At 46.2% G+C, this 24,987-nt stretch carries 19 protein-coding genes; 14 read left to right on the forward strand and 5 right to left on the reverse strand.

What is annotated here, in order from left to right; genetic code table 11:
• The first annotated feature begins 111 nt into the window (after positions 1–111).
• Positions 112–1,044 (forward strand): copper amine oxidase N-terminal domain-containing protein, encoded by a 933-nt coding sequence (locus ASD40_RS15455; RefSeq protein WP_057304130.1) that lies wholly within the window; start codon positions 112–114, stop codon positions 1,042–1,044.
• A 315-nt stretch (positions 1,045–1,359) separates the two neighbouring features.
• Here ASD40_RS15455 and ASD40_RS15460 read toward each other — a convergent pair whose 3' ends face one another.
• Positions 1,360–2,280: an AraC family transcriptional regulator gene (locus ASD40_RS15460; RefSeq protein WP_057304131.1), complete on the reverse strand. Its 921-nt coding sequence runs from the start codon at positions 2,278–2,280 to the stop codon at positions 1,360–1,362.
• 162 nt (positions 2,281–2,442) lie between these two features.
• Here ASD40_RS15460 and ASD40_RS15465 point away from each other — a divergent pair, with 162 nt between their 5' ends.
• Positions 2,443–4,203 (forward strand): glycoside hydrolase family 35 protein, encoded by a 1,761-nt coding sequence (locus ASD40_RS15465; protein ID WP_057304132.1) that lies wholly within the window; start codon positions 2,443–2,445, stop codon positions 4,201–4,203.
• 22 nt (positions 4,204–4,225) lie between these two features.
• Positions 4,226–4,744, forward strand: coding sequence for a hypothetical protein (locus ASD40_RS15470; RefSeq protein WP_057304133.1), 519 nt, complete (start codon positions 4,226–4,228; stop codon positions 4,742–4,744).
• On the opposite strand, the gene ASD40_RS15475 is transcribed toward ASD40_RS15470, so the two are convergent.
• The 3 genes from ASD40_RS15475 to ASD40_RS15485 all read right to left on the reverse strand — a co-directional run bounded on the left by ASD40_RS15475 (position 4,741) and on the right by ASD40_RS15485 (position 7,774).
• On the reverse strand, positions 4,741–5,790 hold the full coding sequence (locus ASD40_RS15475) for a Gfo/Idh/MocA family protein (RefSeq protein WP_235549274.1): 1,050 nt from the start codon (positions 5,788–5,790) through the stop codon (positions 4,741–4,743). The two genes, ASD40_RS15470 and ASD40_RS15475, sit on opposite strands and share 4 nt — an antisense overlap.
• A gap of 26 nt (positions 5,791–5,816) precedes the next feature.
• Positions 5,817–6,815 (reverse strand): zinc-dependent alcohol dehydrogenase, encoded by a 999-nt coding sequence (locus ASD40_RS15480; protein WP_057304134.1) that lies wholly within the window; start codon positions 6,813–6,815, stop codon positions 5,817–5,819.
• 125 nt (positions 6,816–6,940) lie between these two features.
• On the reverse strand, positions 6,941–7,774 hold the full coding sequence (locus tag ASD40_RS15485) for a helix-turn-helix domain-containing protein (RefSeq protein WP_057304135.1): 834 nt from the start codon (positions 7,772–7,774) through the stop codon (positions 6,941–6,943).
• A 185-nt stretch (positions 7,775–7,959) separates the two neighbouring features.
• Here ASD40_RS15485 and ASD40_RS15490 point away from each other — a divergent pair, with 185 nt between their 5' ends.
• Both ASD40_RS15490 and ASD40_RS15495 read left to right on the forward strand, forming a co-directional pair.
• The gene (locus tag ASD40_RS15490) at positions 7,960–9,024 is read left to right on the forward strand and encodes a zinc-dependent alcohol dehydrogenase (protein ID WP_057304136.1); all 1,065 of its coding nucleotides are present in this window, start codon (positions 7,960–7,962) and stop codon (positions 9,022–9,024) included.
• A 312-nt stretch (positions 9,025–9,336) separates the two neighbouring features.
• Positions 9,337–14,040 (forward strand): OmpL47-type beta-barrel domain-containing protein, encoded by a 4,704-nt coding sequence (locus tag ASD40_RS15495; protein ID WP_057304137.1) that lies wholly within the window; start codon positions 9,337–9,339, stop codon positions 14,038–14,040.
• 570 nt (positions 14,041–14,610) lie between these two features.
• Here ASD40_RS15495 and ASD40_RS15500 read toward each other — a convergent pair.
• A complete protein-coding gene (locus ASD40_RS15500; RefSeq protein ID WP_057304138.1) occupies positions 14,611–15,987 on the reverse strand; it encodes an extracellular solute-binding protein in 1,377 nt (458 codons plus the stop codon).
• Between the two features lie 231 nt (positions 15,988–16,218).
• Between ASD40_RS15500 and ASD40_RS15505 the strand changes: the two genes are divergently transcribed.
• The 9 genes from ASD40_RS15505 to abc-f all read left to right on the forward strand — a co-directional run bounded on the left by ASD40_RS15505 (position 16,219) and on the right by abc-f (position 24,787).
• The gene (locus tag ASD40_RS15505) at positions 16,219–16,947 is read left to right on the forward strand and encodes an amino acid ABC transporter ATP-binding protein (RefSeq protein ID WP_057304139.1); all 729 of its coding nucleotides are present in this window, start codon (positions 16,219–16,221) and stop codon (positions 16,945–16,947) included.
• 19 nt (positions 16,948–16,966) lie between these two features.
• Entirely contained in the window at positions 16,967–17,839 is an 873-nt protein-coding gene (locus tag ASD40_RS15510; RefSeq protein WP_057304140.1) for a glutamate ABC transporter substrate-binding protein, read from the forward strand.
• A 69-nt stretch (positions 17,840–17,908) separates the two neighbouring features.
• Complete coding sequence (locus tag ASD40_RS15515) at positions 17,909–18,562, forward strand: amino acid ABC transporter permease (protein ID WP_057304141.1); 654 nt, start codon at positions 17,909–17,911, stop codon at positions 18,560–18,562.
• A 20-nt stretch (positions 18,563–18,582) separates the two neighbouring features.
• Complete coding sequence (locus tag ASD40_RS15520; protein WP_057304142.1) at positions 18,583–19,233, forward strand: amino acid ABC transporter permease; 651 nt, start codon at positions 18,583–18,585, stop codon at positions 19,231–19,233.
• 34 nt (positions 19,234–19,267) lie between these two features.
• On the forward strand, positions 19,268–20,029 hold the full coding sequence (locus tag ASD40_RS15525) for a TSUP family transporter (RefSeq protein WP_057304143.1): 762 nt from the start codon (positions 19,268–19,270) through the stop codon (positions 20,027–20,029).
• Positions 20,014–21,324, forward strand: coding sequence for a sensor histidine kinase (locus ASD40_RS15530; RefSeq protein ID WP_060645943.1), 1,311 nt, complete (start codon positions 20,014–20,016; stop codon positions 21,322–21,324). The genes ASD40_RS15525 and ASD40_RS15530 overlap by 16 nt, the downstream gene beginning before the upstream one ends.
• A gap of 5 nt (positions 21,325–21,329) precedes the next feature.
• Positions 21,330–22,232 carry a response regulator gene (locus tag ASD40_RS15535; protein WP_082562234.1) on the forward strand — a complete coding sequence of 301 codons (903 nt, stop codon included), beginning with the start codon at positions 21,330–21,332 and terminating at the stop codon, positions 22,230–22,232.
• A 118-nt stretch (positions 22,233–22,350) separates the two neighbouring features.
• Positions 22,351–22,494, forward strand: coding sequence for a hypothetical protein (locus ASD40_RS38225; protein WP_171640423.1), 144 nt, complete (start codon positions 22,351–22,353; stop codon positions 22,492–22,494).
• Between the two features lie 196 nt (positions 22,495–22,690).
• Positions 22,691–24,787, forward strand: a complete 2,097-nt coding sequence (abc-f, locus tag ASD40_RS15540) for a ribosomal protection-like ABC-F family protein (protein WP_057304145.1) — start codon at positions 22,691–22,693, stop codon at positions 24,785–24,787.
• Positions 24,788–24,987: the final 200 nt, after the last annotated feature.

A 24,987-nucleotide genomic window follows, 5' to 3' on the forward strand; every position in this document is an offset into this window, starting at 1 on the left:
GCAAGAATTAAAGTGCCATTTTGTGTGCTGTGATACAGAATGTTGTCCGTTTATTGGCTATAATGAATGAACTAACAAAAAACGACAAATTATTCTGGGAGCGTGTAAAGCATGAAATGGAAACTTAACATTGTGGTTTCGATAGCAGTTCTGGGTAGTTTGTTAAGTTCTGCGGCATATGCAGAGCCTAAGCATGATAAAGGTTCGGATCAATCTAGTTCGAGTACAAGTTCAAGTTCTAAACCAAGTACAAGTTCTAATGATCAAGTGGATGTGAAGTTGAAGGAGAAAAAGGGAACAGAAGATGAAAAGGAAAAAAGAAAGAAGGAAAAGAAGGATTCTGGGGAAGATGAAACGGTAACTTCATCAACCTACGGCTCTCATGGACATAAGGGGTATAAAGGTTTACAAAACGCGTACGAAAATGTCAAAGATCGCCCTGCAGGTGCCATCATTTCCAAACTGCTGGAAAAGTACAATTTGCAGTTAAGTGATACGGCAGATATTGGTTCAATTCTCGCGGACTCAGCCATTGAAGCTGAGAATAACGGAGATTTGGACATAGCTGCAGAGATTCAAACAGAAGTGATTAAATCAGACTCAACGGACCTGACTGTATACAAAAAGCTTGGAGTACTGAATAGCAAGAGAGGTAAGTTAGGTGTTAAAGCGTTTGTCAATGGCATTGAACCTAAATTTGAAGTCCCGCCATTTATTAAAGAGGGGAGCACATTAGTTCCTTTCCGAGCGATTGCTGAAGCCTTACAGGCTACCGTTACTTGGAATCCAGAAGATAACTCGGTTACCGTAGTGAAAGATGGTGTCACAGTGAAGCTTGTGATAGGTGTTCGTAAAGCCTTTGTGAATGGACAAGCTGTTGATCTAGAAGTGGCTGGAGAAGTCTATAATGGGTCCACGATGGTGCCGGCTCGCTTCATTAGTGAAGCGCTGAAAGCCGATGTGCAGTGGGAACCAGAATCACAAAGCGTCGTGATTAACGAGGTTGAAGCACAAACGCCGGACCTAGGAGCGGCACAGGAGTAAGTACAAGAGAACGCCTGCAAACCGAGACATAGGAGTATGGTACGCGAGACGCCCGCAACCTTCGAGGTTTGCGGGCGTTTTTATTATGAAGAACCGGATGGACAAGCAGGTTGTAAAATACCCTTTATACAGATGAAGGGGAACCACGATGCGTTATTTCGTGATAAACACGTTGAAAATAGGATTAGCGGAACGTAGTGTCGTTATTTGGCGAAAAAGTAAGATTCGGAGACAAAAATAACAAAATAACGTCCTGTGGTTCCGCGTAACGTAGTATTTGAGTGGTTTTCGCCAAAATAGCGACTCCTAGTTCCGTTAAAGTCCAAGCGGCTGCTGCGTAGCATGATGCTTCGGTTTGAATTCACTTGGCGACAGGCCGGTCCAGCGCCGGAATTGCCGCGAGAAGTGGCTGGCCGAATGGAAGCCAAGCTTCTCCGCAATGTCTGTCATCGGCAAATTGGTTGTGACGAGCAGCTCTTTGGCTAGGCTCAGCTTTTGCCGGCTGACATACTGACGGGGTGATAGTCCGTACACCTTGGAGAAGAGTTTGCTGCACTGACTGCGGCTCAGATTCAGCTCTTTCGCAACCCCCGCGACGGACGCCTCCTCGCAGAGACCGAGCGACAGCTTCTCTTCAATGGCATGGGCAACATCCGCGGTGAACAAGGAGGCGTTTTTGTCCACCGTTTGTGCATGTTTTTGTTTGTGCGATGAATCGTGTTCGCGCAGTAAACGAAGTACATCATGGATGATAAGCAGGGTGTAGGAATGCAGCAGCAGCTTATCTTCGAAGCGCAAATAGGGTTGCAGCTCTTGCTCATCGGTATCCTTCGACCGATTGCGATGCATGACGGCCTCTAATTCGCTCAAGTAGAACTGAAGCTTGCTTTGCTCCGCATCCTGATGATGGATGTGCCGATAAGGAGTAGTCGAGAGCAGGCTGCGTATTTCGGGATCATCGAGATCGAAATGCACATTAAAGTAGCCATAATCTACAGAAGCCAAATTCGAAGATTGATGCCTGACGCCGGATTTGATCAGCAGCCAGTCTCCTTGCCGCATCGTAATCGATTCGCGGTTCATTTCTTGCACAACTTCACCCTCCGAGCAGTAAAGCAGCTCAAACAAATGATGATGATGCCGAGGGTAGTGCCATCCCGGGGGCTTTAAGCCAAAATGGCATCCTACGACTTGTAAGGTATTGATCATATTCGGAAAACGATACAAATCTTCCATGAAGAGCTCCCTCCGTACATCATCTCTGTACATTCAATCATATCACTCAATTGGCACATTTGGTATAGAAAATGCTCCATTTGGAGATTGAGGATTGACCGCCTTTTCAGCGATGATTAGATCATTCATACACTATCGCATTCATTCGTCGGAGGGATAACCGTGGCCAATTTACAAGCCCAAAATAAGCAGTTTCTATTAGATGGGAAGCCTATTCAACTCATATCTGGAGCTATCCATTATTTTCGTGTCGTACCTGACTATTGGGAAGATCGTTTAATCAAGCTTAAAGCCTGCGGGTTTAATACCGTGGAGACGTATATGCCTTGGAATTTGCATGAACCCGAGGAAAATGTTTTTAATTTCGCTGGCATTGCAGACGTGGAGCGCTTCATTCGGAAGGCTGGCGAGCTGGGGCTGCATGTGATTTTGCGACCGAGCCCTTATATCTGTGCGGAGTGGGAGTTTGGCGGATTACCGGCATGGCTGTTGAAATATCCGGAAATGCGGCTTCGCTGCATGGATCGGTCTTATTTGGAGAAAGTTGACCGTTACTATGACGCGCTGATCCCTCTATTGGTCCCGCTGCTTAGCACGAATGGTGGACCCATCATTGCGATGCAGATTGAAAATGAATATGGCAGCTACGGCAATGACACAGCGTATTTAACGTATTTGCGGGATGGACTCATCAAGCGCGGTGTAGATGTTATGCTGTTTACGTCTGACGGTCCGGAGGACGGCATGCTGCAAGGCGGGACGGTTCCAGGCACGCTTGCCACGGTGAACTTCGGTTCTAAACCGGAGGAAGCTTTCGATAAGTTTCGCGAATACCGTGTTGATGAGCCGCTCTTTTGCATGGAGTACTGGAACGGTTGGTTTGATCACTGGTTGAAGCCTCACCACACACGTGAAGCGGGCGATGTTGCAGACGTATTCGACCGAATGCTTCGCGCTGGCGCCTCAGTGAATTTCTACATGTTCCACGGCGGGACGAACTTCGGCTTCTACAATGGAGCGAATTATCATGATAAATATGAAGCGACAATCACCAGCTACGACTATGATTCGCCTTTGTCCGAATGCGGAGATGAGACGGAGAAATATAGAGCTGTCCGCAGCGTGATTGCAGGTTTTCTAGGCAAAGATGTTAAGGATTTTCCGGAATGGCCAGCACCAATTAAGAAGAAAAGCTACGGTCGTATCACGTTGACTGAAAAAGCAGATATGCTTGACCATTTGTCGCATCTCACTGAGCCCGTTAAGAGCACTTATCCAGAGCCGATGGAAAAGCTGGGCCAAAGCTATGGATTCATCGTTTATTCCACGCATGTATCTGGGCCGCGTACCGGTGAAAAGCTGCACCTGCAGGAGGTACATGACCGTGCGCAAGTCTTCTTGGATGGTGTCTACCAAGGCACGGTGGAAAGATGGGACTCGCGTCCACTCCCGATGGACATTCCCGCTCAAGGCGCGAAGCTGGACATTGTGGTCGAGAACATGGGACGCGTTAATTATGGTCCTAAATTAAAGGACTATAAAGGCATTACAGAGGGTGTAAGGATGAACAATCAGTTCTTGTTTGATTGGACAATATATCCACTCCCACTGGACGACCTGACGGCGATTCCGTTTGGATGCACCGCTGAGGTGAGTGAAAGGAATGATCGTCCTGCCTTTTATCAAGGGGAATTCACCGTGGAAGAAGCAGGGGACACGTTCGTTCGTTTAGACAGCTGGTCGAAAGGCGTAGTCTGGATTAACGGGTTTAACTTGGGTCGTTATTGGGAGAAAGGGCCGCAGCAAACGTTGTATCTGCCGGCGCCATTACTGCGAATTGGACGCAATGAAATTATCGTATTTGAATTACATCATACGGAGAACCCGGTCATTGAACTGACGGATAAGCCGGATTTGGGATAACTCGTAATCGGAGGGATTGACAATGGCATCTACAATGGCGATCAAAAGAGTCATCATTCTTGGTATAGATGGAGCGGGGGCATTCGTCAGCGAAGCGGATACGCCGTATATCGATGTACTCCTCCTGGGAGGAGCCAAAACGGATCATGCGCAGACCGTATTTCCCTCCAATAGCGGGGAATGTTGGGGTTCACTGCTGCATGGCGTAACTCCGGAGAGGCATGAGTCCCATTTGAATATTAAAATGGAAGGGAACTACCCAGTAGCCTCGGCAGCGCCTTCCTTATTTCAAATCATAAGTGAAGCCAAACCTAACAGTAGGATGGCTTCCTTCGTCTCATGGAAACCAATTCAGACAGGGATCATTGAAGAGAACGATGCGGTTTATAAATACGCTGCACCGGATGATGAATTGGTTCCTGCCATTGCCGCGTATATCCGTAACAATCCGGATTTTGAGCTGCTGTTCGTTCAGTTGAACAAAGTGCCTCTCCGTCAACACATGGGAGGGGCACTTTTTTACATTGTAGAAAAGAATTAGTTAACTACTACCAACTCCGGAATAACGACGACTTTCTTCAAACGCTGGGATTCCATACCCGCAAGGATGGTTTGAAGCGCTCTATAACCATCCACTCCGGTAATGTCATGGCCGTTGCCAGACAGAATACCATCGACAAAATGATGAATAATGCCCGAATTATGCTGCTCCCCTGCCTTATTGCTTTGCAATGCCCCGACTTCATAGAAATCTCTCATACCATCTGAGTATTCAACGATCACTCCGAAACGGTCATCGGTTCCGATTTTTAGTGTGCCTTTTTCGCAGTATAAAGTAGTGGCGTTAATTTCATTCGCATAGTTAGTCCAGCTGGCTGTTAACGAGCCGACGGTTCCACTCGCTGTTTTCAATAAGATCATCGAGTGATCGTCCACGTTCGTAGGCTTATGCAGCGTCGAGCAAAATGCCGTGACCTCCATGATACTATCTTCCAACAGCCAGTGGATCAAATCCGCTTTATGGATGCCTAAATCCCCTAATGCTCCGGAAAAGGCGTGCTCCTGGTTGAAAAACCAGCTGTTTTTGCCATCTATGCTCCAATGTTCGGGTCCAGAATGACCAAATACCGTGCTAAAGCTTAACACCTTGCCTAGTTTTCCGGATTGTAGAATATCTTTCGCTTTGCGATGTGCAGGCATAAACCTTTGATTGTGGCCGACCATCAAAAATACATTCTGTTCTTTGGCCGTGCGAATCATAGCTTCCGCTTCTTTCAGAGAGGTGGCCATCGGCTTTTCAACCAGTACGTGCAGGCCTAATTCCATGGCTTCAATGGACACGGAGCTGTGAAGATGATTCGGCGTACAGACGGAAACGGCGTCAATCCCGCCACTCTGCAGCAGTTGTTGATGTGTCTGGTAGGCATTCGGTATTCCAAACTGCCTAGCGACTTCTTGTGCGCGTTCCAAATTAGGGTCACATACAGCTACAATGATTACATCCTTATGTGCAAGGTACTCAGGCAAGTGGCGCCGCTGTAAAATGGCCCCGCATCCAATCAGTCCTACCCTCAATTGTGATTTCACAATTCGGCTCCTCTCTTCCGATTTCATCATTTTAATTTCGTCCAATCAAACAGGACACCCAATGCTGAACTTCGGTTTTGCACCAACGAATCGTACACCTGCGGGGCCTCCAATGGCGAAGGATGATGGGTAATCAAAGGTAAAACGTCCATTCGTCCCTGTGCGATATAACTTAAAAATAAGGCGGCCATATCGGGGTGATTCCAACCTTGGTAATTCATAGAGGCATGGATGCCTAGAATGGAAACGGAATTGGACACAACATTGCGGCCCATTCTCTGCTCAGAAGGTGTAGCTGTATCTCCCAGCAAAATAACTCGTCCCAAAGGCTTGGCAAGCCGAGTGGCTTGGGCTAAAACTGCCGGATGTCCGGTAATATCGAAGATAACATCCAGCATCCTGCCATCTGTTTTATGCTTGATTTCTTCATGCGCTTTTCCCGCATCCATGGGCAGCAGATGTATGCCGGGTCGTTGCCCAACCAGCTGCAAACGGCTCTCTGCAGGATCGATGGCGAAAATTTCTTTGACCCCAGACAGATATAAATATTGAGTAACCAGCTGTCCGAGAATTCCTAGACCGATGACACCTACCGTTTCTCCTAACTGCAGCTCCGCTCTTCTTACACCAAGCTGTGTTGTTTTGGAAAGATTGATCCATACGCCCTGCTCGGCGCTGATATTCTGCGGAAGAAGATAGGCATGCTTAGCATCTGTTTTAAAATATTGCGTATGCGAATTCTCGACAAACACGTGATCCCCTTTTTGTATCCCCTTAACTTCAGGGCCAACTTCAAGCACTTCAGCTACCATGCAATAACCGGGATAGAACGGATACTTCACCCAGTCCGACCAGTTGGTTTCGGGGTCAAATACACCTCTAAGGCATTGAAGTTCCGTCCCTGTACTAATCAGTGAGCATTGAGCGGCACATAAAATTTCGGTCTGGCCGAGTGTTGAATCGAACGATTCCTTTCGGACCTCAACCTTTTGTTTCTCTGTGAAAACGATACGCATTGTTTCCATTTCCCTACCTCCTCGAACGGGTTCATTTCCCCTCGAGATTAGTGTATAGGGTTCAGACTTACAAAAATAGAGCACAACTTTGCTGAAGTTTAACACTTATACAGGTGGTGTGGATGGAGATATTTTCAATTATTTTTATCAAACAAATGCTTGTATTGAACGGGGGAAATGCCCGTGTATTTTTTGAAAAGACGGGTAAAGGTTTGGAGGTCGTTAAATCCGAGGGTACTGCTGATCTCGGTAATGTTCAATTCTTGCATTTCCAAAAGCGATTTCGCTTTTGCGATTTTCATTTCCCGATGCAGAAGGATCGGCGATTTGCCGAACATCTCTTTGAAGTGGTTGCTTACGTAGGTTGGGTTCATATGTAAATCCTTGGCTAAATCCGATAATGAAAGCGAAGCCTCGGGCTGCGTTACAATCTTCAATAAGATGGACAAAAAGCTGTGAGACGGCTGTCGCAAATCCGTGGTATTCATATTGCCCAAAGCATTGTCCAATAACAAATAAAGCAATTCTAGAGATTTTGCTTTTTGCAAAATGATGGTAGGGATATGACCTTCCCTTGTGGTGGAGAGAATGAATTCGTCGAATACGGCCTCGAATTTTTTATGATTTTTTAGCGGATAGATGTAAGGGATCTGTAAAAATGGCAGCACATCGATCACATTCTGAATCTTGTAAGTAAAATGCCACCAGAGAAACTCGGTTTCCTCATCGCTATCTTTATATTGGTCGTGTTCCAGAAAAGTAGGAATAAAAATGACGGATCCCGGTTCAATTACATAGATGTTGTCCTGAACTCTGAGTTTGGCCGAGCCTTTTCGCACATAGGTCATCATGTAATACTCTTGAAATACACGGTTCCGGTAGTTCATCTCGCGACGGCGATGGATATCAAACTTTAACACTTTTAACTCGGCTGTTTCCAGCAGAGATGAGAGCATATCATTCTTCATGCTAGTCAACCCCTATCTTAAAGTTGATTATATCATAATTACTGGTTCTTATTTGATCCTTATCTAAAACTATTTGCAGAAAAATAGGACAGAATACTTACGAAAAAAGGTTTGACAGTCGTTTTACAATCGCTTAACATGAATTATATGAACCAGATAAATACCAAAAAGAAAGGAGGGAAGAGATGAAAGCAGTGATTTCCTTGAAAGGCAGGGTTGAAGTCTTAGATATTGAAGAACCTTCTGTTGAAACGAACCATGTATGTGTTGAAACCTGGTATTCCGCAATTAGTTCGGGCACAGAGCTTCTGCTGAAAAACCTGATGACCGATTCTCCCATTCAACTTGGTTACAGCGCGATGGGAATTGTACGGGAAATCGGGGAAGGCGTCTCCCATGTGAAGGTAGGGCAGAGGGTCGCTTGTTACGGCTCTCCTTATGTGAAGCATGCGGAATTCTTAGTGGTGCCTAAGCATTTAGTTGTTCCGCTTCCAGATGAGTGCGGCTCCAAAGAAGCATCCTTCGTCGGACTTGGTGCGATCGCCATTCATGCGCTGCGGCAAGCGGATCTGCGTTTTGGAGAATCGGTTGTCGTGGTTGGACTTGGTATACTGGGACAAATCGTATGTCGGATTGCAGACGTTTCCGGCAGCAGGGTAATCGGGCTTGATTTGTTGGCAGAACGCTGCGCTAAGCTTTCGGAAGCATGTGCCGTACAAGTGTGTAACAATGTACAGGATGTTAATCGCATTATCGATTCGTTTCAACCGCATCAAGGTGTTGATGCGGTCATCATCTGCGCCAACGGTGCCAATTCCGGCATAATTGATCAGGCACTTCGCTGGATTCGCGACAGAGGGAAAGTCGTCATTGTCGGTGATGTGAAGATGGACTTCGATCGGGAGTTGATGTTTGCCAAAGAGGCGCAGGTGCTCATCTCACGCGCAGGTGGTCCTGGGCGATATCATGACAGCTACGAAAGCAAGGGTGTCGACTATCCGATCGGTTATGTACGTTGGACAGAAGGTCGCAACATGGCGGAGTTTATTCGTTTACTTGCGGAACGACGGATTTCCATCCAAACACTTATCACCCATGAGATGTCTTTACCATCGATGACAGTGGCTTACGAATTGCTTCGCGAATCTCCGCGAGACGTATTAGGCGTTCTCATTGATTACGGGAAGGAGCAAGGAGGGGAAGTTGAGAGTTCGCTAAGTACTGTACCTGTATCTCTTGAAATGTTGTAATCACTACTGTTCGTATACGATCCCCAAAGAAACGCTCAAAGCCAATATTGTGCAAGTTGTTCAATGCCATTCATTGTTGATGCGTACCTCGTTTTCCTTCATCAAAGCCTACCAGTCCATGAGAGTAATATAGATATTTCTAGCCATTTTTCATTTAAAAATAGCGTTTTCATGCTCCATGACTGGTCAGGTTACGACTTATTCTCATTAGTTCGTTTATACACGGAATGTAAGCGATTTCATAAAACATCAATCTCGCCTATCACCACACACACTGCCGATCGGGTAGAATTTTGAAAAAGGATGATGAGAATGACTATATCTATGGGTGAAAGAAGTCCGTTTTCCAAATGGTTGTTCGGATTGTTAGCTTTGCTATGCTTAGCTTTATACTTGCCATCTAACGTGCGAGCTGCTGAGGCGGCGGAGATCATTCCAGTGCCGAACTCCGGATTTGAGCAAGATTTGGTATCAGGCAAAATTCCGAATTGGGGCTATTTTTCTGCTGGTATACCTTCAGGACTCTCATTGTCAGAAACGACCAAATTCGCAGGGAATAGAAGTTTGAAGATGGAGAGAACAGGGGCAATAGCAGGTGCGCTTGGAGCGGAAAGCGTAAAGCTGGCCGTAACGCCCGGAAAATCTTATGAGGCAGCAATCAAGCTGTATATCGAAAACTTTACAGGAACTCCTGCTCTTTGGATTCGCTGGCATGACGCAGCGGGGAAACCTTTGAACAAACAGGCGACTTATAACATCTCCGCACCTCCGTTAAACAAATGGCTGGACATTCGAGCCCAAGGCATTGCTCCGGCAGATGCTGCCTTTGCGACGGTCTTCGTGTATGCTTCATCGGGTACTACCATGACGGCATATGTAGACGAGGCCCAGTTTATCCGCGTGGCCGATACAATTGCCGTGATCAATCCTGGATTTGAAGATCCTGTTTCCGGAGCAACTATTCCTGGTTGGGGGTTGTTCTCAGGCACGCCTGCAGGCTCTGCGTCTATAAGCAAGACGGAGCAGAAAAGCGGGTTGTCCAGTTTGCTGATTGAAGACACTTATACGGACAAAGCTGTTGGGCTCGCCACCCAAGCGATCAGTGTGAATGAGAACGGCATATATGAAGCGAAAGCCAGTGTTTACTTAGTATCAGGAGGTGCTGTAAACGTTTATGTGAAATTTTATAGTAACACAGGTATCGAACTTGGAACATCCTCCGTTTCATATGGTACACCGCTGAATACATGGAGCCAACTCAAAATAGAGGGTATAGCTCCAGATAACGCGACCACAGCGAAGGTTTTGTTGTATTCCGGTGTAGCGACTCTTAGCAAAGCCTATTTTGATGATGTTTCATTTTCTTATAAAGGTGACGCGCTTAAATTACCGTTTAAGTATGGCGCCCCCGTCGATTTAGGCAAAGCGACGCTCACGGCGACAACCTTAGGGGGAGCGATAGGGAACGGCGAGCTCTATTTCGTAGCCAACGGCAATCCGGGGACGTTCTATGCCGTTGATGCTGCGACGGGAGTCATCAATCACTCGGAACCGGTCCCCGGTACGACGGAAACTTGGGCGGTTACGGTTGGGGTGGATCATAAGGTCTATTTTGGTGCCACCAACAATCGAATGTTTTGGAAGTACGACCCAGTCTCCCAAAAGGTCACATTAATAGGGAACAATCCCTCCAATAATTTCTTATGGGATTTGGACGCAAGTTCTAATGGTCTCATATACGGCTCTACTTATCCGGACGCCAAGGTCTTTAGTTACGATACCAACACAGGTTTATTTGCGGATCTAGGCAGCATGCACCCAGTTGAGCAATATGCTCGGGGAGCCGGGGTTACCGACCAGTACTTGTATGTCGGAATCGGTTCAAAAAAGCATTTGATGCGAATGGACCGGAATAGCGGAGAAAAAATTGAGATCCAATTGCCATTCACGGGCATGGATGATTTCGTGCACAACATTTCTCCTTACAACGGACTGCTTTACATTGCACATGGTACATCTCTCGCCGTCGTAAACGAACTGACGTTCGAAGTGAAGAAGCAAATTGCCTATACGGCTCCAGAGGCATTTGATGGCAAAATCTCACCTCCGTCACCTTATGACGCCAATTTGCTTTATTACCGCAATAAATTTTCGAACAATTTGTGGGCGTATAATGTCTCAACGAATACGGTAGGGCCTGTGACAGCGCAGGATACACTTCCCGTAGCTGGGAGCAAAGCTATCGATTGGATCACTTTACCTGGCGTTGGCCAAGTGTTGGCTACGCTGTACGATAACGGCAAATACACGCTCTATAATCCGAACGATAATTCTATACAAACCTTCCAAGTGGCTATGGCCAGAGACGGTGTCAATATTCAAAGTATGGCGGAAGGCCCTGATCATAAGCTCTATCTAGGCGGTTACATTGATGGGATGAGTGTGTTCAATGAATCCACGCAAAGCTACGATGTGCAAGCCTCATCCCCTAAATCTCCCCATCAAGTGGAGGAGATCGGCTTTTTGAATGGCAAGACCTATTTCGGTGCTTATGGTGGAGCGCGCGTTTACCGTTACGATGCAAGCCTGCCTTATAACTATGGGGAAACAAAAGCGAACAATCCAGGGCTTGTTTACACAATTCCGCAGAGTCAAGATCGGCCTTATGCGTTTGCTTCTGGCGATAACAAGCTGTTTATCGGAACGGTACCCGTCTACGGCAATATGGGCGGCAGCTTGACCATCTACAATGAAACGACGGATAAGTGGACGTCAACTCGTAACGTTGTAGAAGATCAAAGTATCATTGCGCTTGCCTATAAAGACGGCGTTGTTTATGGGGGCACCTCCATTGACGGAGGTCTCGGCACAACGACGCCAACCACAGCAGTGGCCAAACTGTTCAAATGGGATGTAGCGACAAGTACTAAGCTTGATGAGTTTGTACCCGTCATTCCTGGCTTGACGTCCCCGAGATTACTCGGCGGTTTGTCTTTCGGTCCTGACGGACTGTTGTGGGGCGGCGCATGGGGGAGCGATACTCAAGGTGGATCTATTTTCGCAATCTATGCGATGAATCCCGGCACCAATGCGGTTATGAAAAGTAAGCTGCTTTACCCGAATGCAAGCGGTGGCAGCACATGGCGATCCTTTTATTTACGTTGGGGGCAAGACGGACTGCTGTATACAACAATTGCTCGTTATGTGACTGCAATCGATCCCGTCACCATGAAAGCGCGTAAACTTGTAGATACCCAGACGAATCTGATGGACCTGGGTGTAGACGGAAGCGTTTACTATACTTCGGGACCGAAGCTGTTTAAACTACCTGTTCCTTTAGCTCAAGCTTCTATATCCATGGCCAAGGTTGCGCTGGATCAGGGGCAAAGTGAGCCGGTCATCAGTTCCGGTACTCTGGTGAACGGACTGCCTGCCATCTTAGCAGGGGGTACCACTTCCTTCACAAGCAGCGACCCGACTGTTCTGTCCGTTGTGTATGGAGAGGTTAAAGCGCTCAAGGCAGGAACGGCGAACGTTTATGCCGATATCACTTTAGGTGGAACGACGATCAGAACGAACACGATAGGAGTTACAGTGACTCGCCCACTGGTTATTGATCCTACCTTTACTGCAGATAAGACAACACTGACCAATACGGACGTCACCGTAACGATCGGCTATCCGACTGATGCAGCAGTGAAAGAATATAAACTGGGCGCAAGCGGTGCATGGACAGCATACACAAGCCCTATCGCCGTTTCGGACAACAACACCTTATATGCAAGAGCAGCGGATGCCGCAGGCAACGTATCCAATGAAACGAGTTATGTGATAGGCAACATCGATAAAATAGCTCCAGTTACTACAGCAAGCGTATCGCCTTTGCAACCGGATGGACCGAATGGGACGTACGCAAGTCCGGTCACAGTTACATTGAATAGCAGCGATAGCTCTTCGACTGTAACCAACACGGTGTACAGTCTGGACAACGGGACTACATGGCAGCTTTATATTTCGCCAATTACATTTGATAAGCAAGGCCAAGTTAAAGTGAGTTATAAGTCAACGGATCAAGCAGGGAATGTTGAGTCTCCTCAAATAGTTAGCTTTACGCTGTCGTCGACAGCTGTTAAGGTTCAACTCAAAGACAGCAGCGGAAATCCACTCAGTGGAGGGGTAGTCAGCTACTACGACGGGGGATGGAAGGATTTTGGCATAACGGATGCCTCCGGATCCGTAAGTAAAACATTGCCGAATAAGAGCTACACCTTTTCGATGAAATATGAAGGTACGATCAAGGAAAAGGTACAAAATACAGGAACCGATACCGTGGTTGCGTTCCAGACGGTTAAAGTCAAGCTGCAATTGAAGGATAGTCTAGGGAATCCGCTGGATGTCGGCAGTGCGAGCTACTATGCTGGAAACTGGCGGACTATCGGAACTACAAGCGGCGGTGAGATTAGCAAGGAATTATTGCCTGGCTCTTATACGTTTGACATGACTTATGAAGGAACGCACAAGGAAAAGGTACAGAATACCGATACTGACGCCGTGGTTGTGTTCCAGACGGTTAAAGTCAAGCTGCAATTGAAGGATAGCCAAGGGAATCCGCTGGATGTCGGCAGTGCAAGCTACTATGCAGGAAGCTGGCGTGCTATCGGAACTACGAGCGGCGGTGAGATTAGCAAGGAATTATTGCCTGGTTCCTATACGTTTGACATGACTTATGAAGGAACACACAACGAAAAGGTACAAAATATTGGAACTGATCCTGTGGTTGTCTACCAGACGATCAACGTTAAGGTGCAGCTGAAGGATAGCCAAGGGAATCCAATCAATGGCGGCATGGTAAGCTATTATGCAGGAAGCTGGAGGCCCTTCGGAAATACAACCAGCGGAGAGATTAACAAGGAACTACTATCTGGTTCTTATACCTTTAGCGTGACATATGGAGCAACTCGCAAGGAAAGTGTAAATAACATAGCAACAAATCCAACGATACTGTTTCAGCTGTGAATATAACCTTACGATAGCTGTTTGCCGAGGGTGGGTTCTCGCCAATTAGGCTGCGTAAAAATTAAAAATCGGGTAGGGGAGTGTTTGCTCCTCTACCCGATTTTTTGAGAGATCGTGGATACGTGCCTAATCCCATTCGATATGGTAATTGATTATGTTTTTCAGATTGTCGATTCATTCATCTCACGAGGTTGCTGGATGAATGAATCCCTATTCGCGGTTGAATGATGTTGCAGAAAGTGCAACAATTGCTGCCTAAATCTCGCCTCTTTCTCTTCGTTGTTGCAGTCTGTACAACAATTTGGCCCTATACAAGCCATTTTGTAACAAATAGGCTCAAAGTGTTGTACAAACTGCAACTTCAAGGGGGAAAATAGCCTTTGGGCGTGTGAATTGTTGTAGAAACTACAACAATGGTAACCTCCTTAGCCCATCTACCCGTTGTGAGAAGGCATACTGCGTCTTGGGCTTAACTCGAGTAGAATTCTCTAGGAAGATGCTCACCCGAGATGGCGCATGCGAGTTTTTTATCTGGAGCAATCAAGATTTCTACTCGCATTAGTGCCTATCCTAATAGGCGTCTCTCAGCCTTCGGCAAACCGTCTCAAAGTCGTCGAGCCGTGCCCAGTAAAGCTTGAGAATGTGCCTCATGGTTTCCAATTCGTGGAAAGTGACATTCATGTCGGTATAGAAACTAAATGTCGGGATGATGTCCCGGTACATGAAGAACCGGGAAGGACGCGCTAACGTTTCTTCCCCGATCCACTCCGCTGCCGTTTTGACACTAGGAATGGTAAGGGTTGTTTTGCGAATATGCAGCTGCGCTTCGTTCGAAACGAGAAAATCGAGCATAGCTTGGGCTGCTTCCTTTTGTTTGCTTGACTTAATGACCGCAAGACCAATGATTAAAAGCTGAGTCTTTGCTTCTAACGAATAGGGAAGCGGTGCGATGTCGTAATTAAATTCAGCATTACGCAAATGGTTCAAGCTGTAATAGCTGGTCACGATCATGGACGTTTTTTGCTGCAAGAAAAATCGTTCGGCATCAGAGTCATTCTCCGACATATAGACGGTGTCTGGGTTCATTCCTTCAAACAGTCCAAGGCTTGTTTGCATCGCTTTTCGAAAATTATCGTTGTTGAAAATCAGCTTACCATGCTGGTCTCGTTCAAAAACGACCTTGTTTTGCAGCAAAAAGAGCGGCCACCGATTGATGGATTGCAGGTGAAACAAGATGCCGATTCGGTCATGCTTTTGGGTTAAGGCTAGTGCTGCTGTCTGTACATCGTTCCAACTCCAACTGCTATCCGGCTCTGGCAATGCTGCTTCTTTGAAATGATCTCGGTTGTAACATAAGACGATCGGTGAAAAAATAAAAGGCTGCACGTACAAATGATTGTCTTTGGTGAACGGTCCCGACAGAAAGGGATACGTGCTATTCTTTCGTTCAAGCGGCTCTAGGATATCCGAGACTGCTCCAGTTTCAGTAACCGTTTCGTAGTTTTGGGTATTTAACGTGATAAGGTCGAGCCCGTCTCTCTCCATGGCTTCCTTCACGTTCTGAGAAAAATACGAATTCGAAAGAGGAATCATCTGGACGACAATATGCGGATGCTGTTGTTGAAACCTTTCGACTAGCTCTAATAAATTAGCTTCAAGAGTGAGGGTAGGGTAATAACCGAATTTCAGGGTAAGCTTTTCGTTTCGACCCGTCCCAACAACGCGCGTCCCGATTCGCGGCGCTTTTTCGATCATCTCTTGATCGAGTAGCAGCTCCAGTCCTTTGCGAACCGAGTTTTTACTAAGTTGAAATTGTTCAGCAAGTGTTAATTCGGAAGGTAAAAAGTCACCGGGCTGAAGTTTTCCGGTTACGATGTCGCTCTGTAATGTCGTGACCATGTCTTCCAATCGGGTTCGGAAGGTTGATCGTTTGGGTTTACCCGCCATTTATTTTAGAACCTCCGGGCCATTCAATGTTGGTATCTATCTGGGTTATATTATAGTATGCCAAGCTGATCAGACACAAGGTTCGTAAACTTGCTGTCATCATTTTTTTCTAACTAAATGTCGGATTGCATAAGATTCCATAGTTTTTTCTTTATCATTTAAATACATCAAGTGTTAATTTACATAACAAACAGTTTACATCAATGATGATTCATCGAAGGGGGGGTTCCATTGATCTCATTTCGTCAAGTAGAGAAGCATTACGGCGATTTCCATGTGCTCAAAGGAATTAATCTTCAGATCAAGCAGGGGGAAGTCGTTGTCGTTGTAGGTCCGTCAGGTTCTGGCAAGAGTACACTGCTAAGATGTATCAACCGACTGGAAACCATCACAAGCGGTGAGCTTGTCGTGAATGAGTACAAGGTCAGTGATAAGAAAATGGATATGAACAAGCTGCGTCGAGATATCGGCATGGTATTCCAACATTTCAATCTGTATCCGCATAAGAAAGTGATCGATAACATTACACTTGCTCCGATGAAGGTGCATGGTATGGCTAAGAAAGAAGCCGACGAGATCGCAATGTATTTTCTGGATAAGGTTGGTATTCAGGATAAGGCGTACAGTTTTCCTTCACAGTTATCCGGCGGGCAGCAGCAGCGTGTGGCTATTGCGAGGGGACTTGCGATGAAGCCGAAAATTATGTTGTTTGATGAGCCCACATCAGCCTTGGATCCGGAGATGGTTGGAGAGGTTCTTGATGTCATGAAGGCGCTTGCAAATGAAGGAATGACAATGGTTGTGGTTACACACGAGATGGGCTTTGCCCGTGAAGTAGCCGATCGTGTTGTTTTTATGGACAAAGGTCAGATAGTAGAAGAGTCGCCACCTGAGGAATTCTTCGTCAACCCACGAGAAGAAAGAGCAAAATTATTTTTGAATCGCGTACTTAACCATTAATAAGGAGATGAACAAAACCATGATGTCAAAAAAGTGGAATTTCATGTTTATGTTAATTACGATATTCGCATTGGCGGGGTGTGCCTCTAACGGCACAAAAGGAGGCGCATCAAGCACTCCGGCTACTTCTCCGGCAGCAAGCAGCGCTCCAAGCACTGCAAAACCGGCAGGTGGAGCGACCGTTCTGGATGAGATCAAAAGCAGAGGCAAAGTTGTCGTTGGTGTGAAATTTGATACTAAGCTATTCGGTTTGAAGAACCCGACTGGCGGTGAAGTTGAAGGATTCGATATCGACATTGCGAAAGCATTAGCAAAAGAAATCCTAGGCGATGAAAAGAAAATTGAGTTAAAAGAAGTAACGTCCAAGACCCGCATTCCGATGCTCGACAACAAGGAAATTGACATGATTGTCGCGACGATGACGATTACCGAAGAGCGGAAGAAACAAGTAGAGTTTTCCAATGTTTATTTTAAAGCAGGACAGTCTTTGCTCGTCAAGAAAGGCAGCCCTATTAAGAGTGTAGCGGATGTTAAAAAAGGAACGAAAGTATTGGCTGTGAAAGGTGCTACTTCCGTTGCGAATATTAAAGCGAAATCCCCGGATGCCACCATACTTGAGTTTGATAATTACCAAGATGCTTTCAGCGCCCTGAAGGCGGGTCAAGGGGACACGTTGACCACAGATAATGCCATTCTCTATGGCATGATGGTACAAGATAAGAATTTCGAAGTAGTTGGCGAACCGTTCACGGATGAGCCTTATGGTATCGCAATTAAGAAAGGTGAGACTGCTCTTACAACTGCTGTGAATGATGGACTGAAGAAGTTGGAATCCAGCGGTGAATACGCGAAAATCTACGAGAAATGGATTGGCAAAGCGCCAACCAAATAAGAGTAACAAGAATAAAAGAAGAGATGGGTGGCAGCTGCTGCCCATCTTCTGTCTATGAGGGGGGAGCGCATGCCGGATTTCTCGATTTTTACCGATTATTTTGATATCTACATGAAGGGCTTCTTCAACACGATCATTGCCAGTGTTATTGCGTTAATTGGCAGCTTTGTGCTGGGTACGGTCATTGCTATTTTTCGTATAGGATCGGTGAAACCTCTGCAATGGATAGGAACTGCCTACGTAGAGTTCATTCGAAACATACCGCTCTTGCTTGTTGTATTCGTGTTCTTCTATGGGCTGCCGTCCATGGGTATTACCCTTAGCGGATTCGTTTGCGGGACCTTAGGCCTTACGGTGTACACGGCATCTTTTATCGCAGAAGCGATCCGAGCCGGTATTATGTCGGTGCCCAAAGGTCAATCTGAGGCAGCACAGTCCTCGGGACTGACCTATTTCCAAACGATGTGGCATATCGTCCTTCCGCAAGCGATCAAAATTGTTATACCACCGCTTAGCAACCAATTTATTAACCTCGTTAAGAACTCGTCCGTACTTGGCGTATTCGCAGGTTTTGACCTCATGTATTTCGGGGATCAGGTCGCAAGTGAGACTTATGCTACTTTCGATACCTATATCTTCGTTGCTGTGCTTTATTTGATACTCACGCTGCCGCTAAGTTACATGGCCTTACGCCTAGAACGTAAATTAGCTCGTACGGACTGACTTTAGGGGGAGGTGAACGAATGGATATCATGCATGCTTTCTCAGCTGATAATGTAAGGTTTGTATTTGAAGGTTTCTATATGACACTTAAAGTCGCTGCGATCTCTATTGTATTGAGCTTTATTGTGGGATGTGTAGTCGGGACAATCCGGTATACGAAGCTGCCGGTTGTTTCACCGATTCTGGCCATAGCAGTCGAGCTCATTCGCAATTTACCGCTGCTGTTAATTATATTCTTCTCAAGATTTGCCTTACCGGATATCGGGATTAAACTCGGACCCATGAATGCAACGATCTTGGCCTTAACGCTATTTGAAGGCGCGATGATTGCAGAGATTGTGCGGAGTGGCCTGACTTCCATCGATAAAGGGCAGATTGAAGCCGCTAGATCTTCAGGACTAGGCTATGTGCAAACACTTTGGCATATTGTTTTACCTCAGGGGTTGCGTCGAATGATGCCGCCACTCGTGAGTCAATTTATATCCCTGTTAAAAGATACTTCTCTTGCGATTGTAATTTCCTTGCCTGAACTGATGCACCATGCGAAAATAGTAATTGGACAAAACTACAGTTATACCATTCCTATTTTATTTTTAGTGGCTATTCTGTATTTCGCTGTGAATTATGCCCTATCATTAGCAGCCCGCAGGATGGAATCAAGGTTGGTATAAGAGGAATTTAACATCCAGAAGGAGTCTTGGCATCATGTTACATGTAAGTTGGGAAATGATGATATTCATCATCATCGGAGGTTTTGTAGCGGCTTATGTAGATTCTGTCGTTGGTGGAGGAGGGCTGATTGCTCTTCCGGTTCTGCTGGCAACTGGATTACCTCCAGCTGTCGCGCTGGGAACGAACAAATTGGCGGGCACCATGTCATCTCTGACGAGTACGATTTCATTCATGCGGTCTGGGAATGTTGATCTAAAAGTCGTACGAGGTTTGTTCTTTTTATCTCTCTTAGGAGCTGTATGCGGAACGATGGTGCTGCGGCAAATACCTTCTGATTTCTTGAGGCCGCTGGTTGTCGTTATGCTTATATTGATCACCATCTACACGATTTTTCGCAAAAACTGGGGAGATCTTTCTACCTTCCGCCAATTCTCAACGAAAACAGCGATGTTAATGGGCTTCGCAGCATTCGGTTTGGGTTTTTATGATGGTTTCTTCGGACCGGGGACTGGTTCCTTTCTTATTTTTGTTTTTCTGATGTTAGGATTCGATTTCGTCAAAGCAGCTGGTAATGCCAAGGTCCTAAATTTCGGGAGCAACGTGGCTAGCTTGGCAACTTTCATGGTTCTAGGATCCATTAATTATGGGATAGGCATTCCGATGGGAATAGCCATGGTTTGTGGATCTTTGCTGGGCTCACGCATGGCGATCCGCAAAGGCTCAGCGTATGTTCGACCGTTATTTCTTACCGTTTGTATACTCCTCATTGGTAAACAGATATGGGATATCTTGTAGGGGGTGAAAGGCTGGGACGCTTAAAGAATGAAGGGCTGCAAATGATTCTCGTCGCTATTGTGACGGCCATAGCCGGAGAGTTTAAGATCACACCTTTCAGTGGCGAAATGTTTCGGATTGGTCTTGGCAGCAGCGCCTTTCTACTCAGTTTGCTTTTGATGAAGCACCTGCCTTATGTCTATACTGGTATCATTACCGGAATCACTGTTTTGCTATTTCGGACGTTGGAAGATGGTATCCTATTACATGGGGCCATGTCTTTCAGCGCGAGCGCGCAAACGCATTTATCAGCCGCATTTTATTATATGGCCTTTGCGATTGCCATGAGCTTCATTAAACGGAATTGGGATCAATTCCACCCTTTTGTTCTTGGGTTGTTCTTATCGGTAATTGATCTTATGTCCAATGAGATTGAATTGCTGGCGCGCAGCTTAATTTTTCATTCAGTGAACATGTTTACGGAGCAATTACTGTATATCACAGTTACCGCTGTCGTGCGGAGCTACTTCGTGGTTGGTATCTACAATAGTGTAACCATTAATCAAATGCGAGTCGTGCATAATGAGCAGCAGAAGCGCATGGAGCAGATGTTAAATACGAATAGCGGTTTATATGGCGAAGTATTTTACTTGCGGAAGTCGATGGATACGATTGAGCAAATAACAGCCAAGAGCCACAATTTATATGAAAAAATCAATGGCGCGGGGTTAAAGAGCTACTCTCGCACCATTTTGGAAATTACCCAGCAAATTCATGAAGTCAAAAAAGATTCGCAACGCATCCTAGCCGGGTTGTTGAAGCTGTTCGATCGCGATTTCGCTTCCGATATGAGGTTGGCCGAAGTTGTGGAGTTCGCTATCAAATCCAACTTGGGTTACAGTGCGATGCTTGGCAAAAAGATTCAATTCAAAAGCGACATTCAAACGGACTACTGTTCGGATCAATATCTACCCCTTTTAACCGTAATCAATAATCTCGTATCAAATGCTGTTGAAGCAATTGAAGATCAAGGATCCATTCTCGTAAGTGCTTCTGAACAGGGTGCTGAGACCGTCATAATCGTTGCCGACACCGGTGTTGGCATTTCTGAGCAGGATAAAGATATGATTTTTGCACCTGGTTTTACGACCAAATTCAATCTGGAGGGCTTTGCCGCGACAGGGATTGGACTCTCTCATGTTCGAGATATTGTTCATTCTTTAGGTGGAGACATTCATTTACGCTCTGACGAGCCGGGTTTTCAAACCACTTTTGTGATTACTATATTGACCGATACGTTGAAAAAAGGAGCGTAGAGATCATGCTGTCATTCGGAATTGTTGACGATGATGCGGTAAGTAGACGGATGCTGCAAAAGATCATTGAAAAAGGTGGTTTAGGCGAAGTCGTAGGCACGGCTGGCAGCGGGAGCGAAGGGGAAAGAGTCCTTCTGGAAACCACGCCGGATGTCGTGGTCATTGATTTATTAATGCCGGATCAGGATGGAATTGAAACGATCATTCGATTGAAGGAGCAAGGTTATCAAGGGAAATACGTGATGATTTCGCAAATTGAAAATAAAGAAATGATTGGTAAGGCCTATCAAGCTGGTGTTGAATTCTATATTCAAAAGCCAATTAATAAAATTGAAGTGGAAGCGGTGCTGTCCAAGGTCAACGAGCAGTGGAACATTAGCCGATCCTTGCAGGAGATTAAAGAATCTTTAACCAAGCTAAGTTTATTGCACACAGGTACAGAGAGTATTCGTAAAAAGCGCGGTGTTCGCGAAATTATGCAGCCCATTCTCATGGATATGGGGATCGTGGGGGACACCGGCAGCCGCGACTTGATGGACATTATGGAACATCTTACACGTCATCATAAATCGGAAGGAATTCCGCCGCTCAAGGAGCTTTATGAAATTGTGTCTAGATGTCACAAGTTGAAGGAAGCGGATGTTGAAAAAGAAGGTAAAGCCGTCGAACAACGGATTCGCCGTACTGTCATGGCAGCATTAACCCATATCGCCAGTATCGGATTGACGGATTACAGCAATCCCAAATTTGAGCATTATGCGCCTCTTTATTTTGAATTCCAGGATGTGCGTATGAAGATGAAAGAAATCGATGAGAACTCGAAGCCGGAGAAGGGCAAGGTCAATATTAAGAAATTTCTCCAAGTTCTCTATCTTGAGGTTACGGATAAGATGCGCAGTGAATATTAAGAATAGCGCGGAAAAATTAGGGTAGATAAGAACAAAATTAGGCAGTGACTGGTTGCGAATTGATCGGTGGTTATGGTATTATTTTGAATTAGTGATAGAAGAAGGAGGTGAAGGTAGGATGAATCGAGAGTTCGTGAACAACCGTGTGAGCCAGTTACCCATCGCGATGGCTGGCATCGTTCATGCAGCAGTCAAAGACGCGAGAAGTCTGTCCATTTATGCTCATACGGAATTACAACTCACGAAAAGACACCTACCTTAACCCTCAAACGGATCAATCCGAAAGGTCGTAGGAATTTTCCTGCGGCCTTTTTGTGCGTAGATAAGAAAGTATAAGTTTTATACTTTTGCTTCGCATCTACCTTGACAAACGCGCTCGTCCCTGAAGGACGACGGAGGTTTATCCTTGGTTGGTTGCAATGGATAGGGTCTTTCGTAAACTAGGAGGATCCTTCATTATGTTAATGATTAACGGTCAAAATATAAAGAAATACCATGGTGCGCAGTTGGTTCTCGAGGATGTTACTTTTGAAATTCATCAGGGAGAACGAGTAGGACTTGTGGGGCGCAACGGCAGTGGTAAATCGACTCTGCTGCGCCTTATATCCAAGATGGAGAAGCCCGACGAAGGACAATTAACGGTAAGAAAAGATACGCGGATCGGCTATTTAGCACAAATCCCAACGGAGTGGGAGAGCGGTACGGTGTATGATGTGCTGGCCACGAGCTTTCAAGAGGTACTTGAATGCCGCGGCAACATGACGGAGCTGGAGCAGCGAATGTCGAGCCCGGACGTCATGAGTGATGAGAAGCAGCTGGATCAGCTGCTTAAGCGGTACGCTCAGCTGCAAGAACGTTTTGAGCTGGAAGGTGGCTACGAGCTGGATGCAAGAATCGACCAGGTTGCGAACGGACTTCGCATTGCACGGGAGTTTTACGAGCGGAGCTTTGCCTCGTTGTCCGGAGGGGAAAAGACGAAGATTGCGCTCGCATCCCAGCTGATCGGCAAACCTGACTTGCTGCTGCTGGATGAGCCAACGAATCATCTGGATTTGTTCGGCGTGGAATGGTTGGAGGAATATCTCACCCATTATGATGGCGCATGCTTCATTGTATCTCATGACCGTTACTTTCTAGATCGGGTAGTTACGAAGATTGTTGAGTTGGAAGATGGTGAATCAACGAGCTATCTGACTTCATATTCGGGATATGTGAAGGAGAAGGAAGTTCGATTGCTGCAGCAGTTTGCTGATTATCAGGAGCAGCAGAAGGTCATCAAAAAGATGAAAGAGACGATCAAACAGCTGACGGAGTGGGGGCGAGTAGGAGGGAACGAGAAATTTTTCCGCCGGGCAGCTTCTATTCAGAAAGCGCTGGATCGGATGGAGAAGCTCAAACGGCCTGTTCTGGATCCGAAGGCAGCGGAGTTCGGATTGAAGCTGGACGACCGCTCAGGCCGGAGAGTGATTCGTTTCGAAGACGTGAATAAGCAATACGGGGATAAAGTGCTGCTGAAGCGGGCAAGCGGTTTGCTGGAGTATGGCGAGAAAGTAATGCTCGTCGGGTCTAATGGTTCGGGCAAAACAACGCTGCTGAGGATGATTCTGGGTGAAGAACAGCCTGACCAAGGGGAGCTCGAGCTAGGAGCGCGGGTCGATATTGGTTATCTGGCTCAACAAGAGTATCCGGAGGACCATAAGAAATCGGTGCTTACTTACTTCTGTGAGGAAGCGAAGCTGGAGGAAGGGGAGGCTAGGGGCCGACTCGCTGCTTATTTATTTTATGGAGCAGATGTGTTCAAGTCGGTTAGTTCTCTCTCGGGAGGCGAGTGGACTAGATTGCGGCTAGCACTGCTTGTGCTGCGCAAGCCTAATTTACTTATACTCGATGAGCCCACGAATCATATGGATATTGCTTCAAGGGAAGCGTTGGAAGAGGCGCTTGAAGAGTTTCCGGGAACCGTGCTGGCTGTGACGCATGACCGTTATTTTATGAATCGGCTGTCTCGGAAAATATGGGAGCTGGATCAAGGGCAAATTACCGTTTACTTGGGCAACTTTGATGACTATAAAGTGAAGAGTGCTCAATTGAAGGGGAATCGCATGAGTGAATCGGCAGCTGTTGGTGTGAGAAAGTCGGCTGGTGCGGGTGCTGGGGATAGGGATGGTGCAGGTGCAAGTGCTAGTGCAAGTACAAGTGCAAGTGCAAGTACAAGTGCAAGTGCAAGTGCTAAAGCAAATGCCAGTACAAATGCAAATACAAATGCAATAGCAAGAGATGCTCAGAGTGTTTCGCCAAGAGATTCTGGGGGAGCAACGGCTAAAAATAGCGCCGCTGCGGCGCCAAGAGGGAAGTCTAGAAGCTCGTCCGTGTTTACACGGGAGAGGCTAGAGAAGCAAATTGCGGATGGCGAAGCGCAGTTGAACAATCTGGACCAACGGCTAGAGAATCTGACGGCAGATGAACTAAGCCAACTGTGGACGGAAAGAGAAGCGGCGCAGGAGATGTTGGATAGGCTCTATGAGCAGTGGATGCAGATAGAGGAGCAGGAATAGAAAAAGGGGGCTGAGGCTCCCTTTTTATAAGATATGAGATTTGTATGAAGTATAGATACGGGCACAAAGATTCTTGAATCAAATGTTTTTGATGGACATTGGCAAATGGGATGTATGTTTGCGAAATCCTCTATGGGGCCTTTTTCGTGGTTCATTAAGTGAGTTAGGCTAATTGAAATTGCTTATTTGTCTTAATGTCG

Source organism: Paenibacillus sp. Root444D2, from assembly GCF_001426375.1.
In the GTDB taxonomy this organism is placed as follows: Bacteria; Bacillota; Bacilli; order Paenibacillales; family NBRC-103111; genus Paenibacillus_E.

Excerpts from the sequence above, each read along its gene's own strand:
- ASD40_RS15500 (WP_057304138.1), bottom strand. The coding sequence starts at position 15,987 with ATGGCGGGTAAACCCAAACGATCAACCTTCCGAACCCGATTGGAAGAC.
- ASD40_RS15460 (WP_057304131.1), bottom strand. The coding sequence starts at position 2,280 with ATGGAAGATTTGTATCGTTTTCCGAATATGATCAATACCTTACAAGTC.
- ASD40_RS15510 (WP_057304140.1), top strand. The coding sequence starts at position 16,967 with ATGATGTCAAAAAAGTGGAATTTCATGTTTATGTTAATTACGATATTC.
- abc-f (WP_057304145.1), top strand. The coding sequence starts at position 22,691 with ATGTTAATGATTAACGGTCAAAATATAAAGAAATACCATGGTGCGCAG.
- ASD40_RS15520 (WP_057304142.1), top strand. The coding sequence starts at position 18,583 with ATGGATATCATGCATGCTTTCTCAGCTGATAATGTAAGGTTTGTATTT.
- ASD40_RS38225 (WP_171640423.1), top strand. The coding sequence starts at position 22,351 with ATGAATCGAGAGTTCGTGAACAACCGTGTGAGCCAGTTACCCATCGCG.
- ASD40_RS15530 (WP_060645943.1), top strand. The coding sequence starts at position 20,014 with ATGGGATATCTTGTAGGGGGTGAAAGGCTGGGACGCTTAAAGAATGAA.
- ASD40_RS15525 (WP_057304143.1), top strand. The coding sequence starts at position 19,268 with ATGTTACATGTAAGTTGGGAAATGATGATATTCATCATCATCGGAGGT.
- ASD40_RS15485 (WP_057304135.1), bottom strand. The coding sequence starts at position 7,774 with ATGAAGAATGATATGCTCTCATCTCTGCTGGAAACAGCCGAGTTAAAA.
- ASD40_RS15495 (WP_057304137.1), top strand. The coding sequence starts at position 9,337 with ATGACTATATCTATGGGTGAAAGAAGTCCGTTTTCCAAATGGTTGTTC.
- ASD40_RS15535 (WP_082562234.1), top strand. The coding sequence starts at position 21,330 with ATGCTGTCATTCGGAATTGTTGACGATGATGCGGTAAGTAGACGGATG.
- ASD40_RS15470 (WP_057304133.1), top strand. The coding sequence starts at position 4,226 with ATGGCATCTACAATGGCGATCAAAAGAGTCATCATTCTTGGTATAGAT.
- ASD40_RS15515 (WP_057304141.1), top strand. The coding sequence starts at position 17,909 with ATGCCGGATTTCTCGATTTTTACCGATTATTTTGATATCTACATGAAG.
- ASD40_RS15480 (WP_057304134.1), bottom strand. The coding sequence starts at position 6,815 with ATGGAAACAATGCGTATCGTTTTCACAGAGAAACAAAAGGTTGAGGTC.
- ASD40_RS15490 (WP_057304136.1), top strand. The coding sequence starts at position 7,960 with ATGAAAGCAGTGATTTCCTTGAAAGGCAGGGTTGAAGTCTTAGATATT.
- ASD40_RS15455 (WP_057304130.1), top strand. The coding sequence starts at position 112 with ATGAAATGGAAACTTAACATTGTGGTTTCGATAGCAGTTCTGGGTAGT.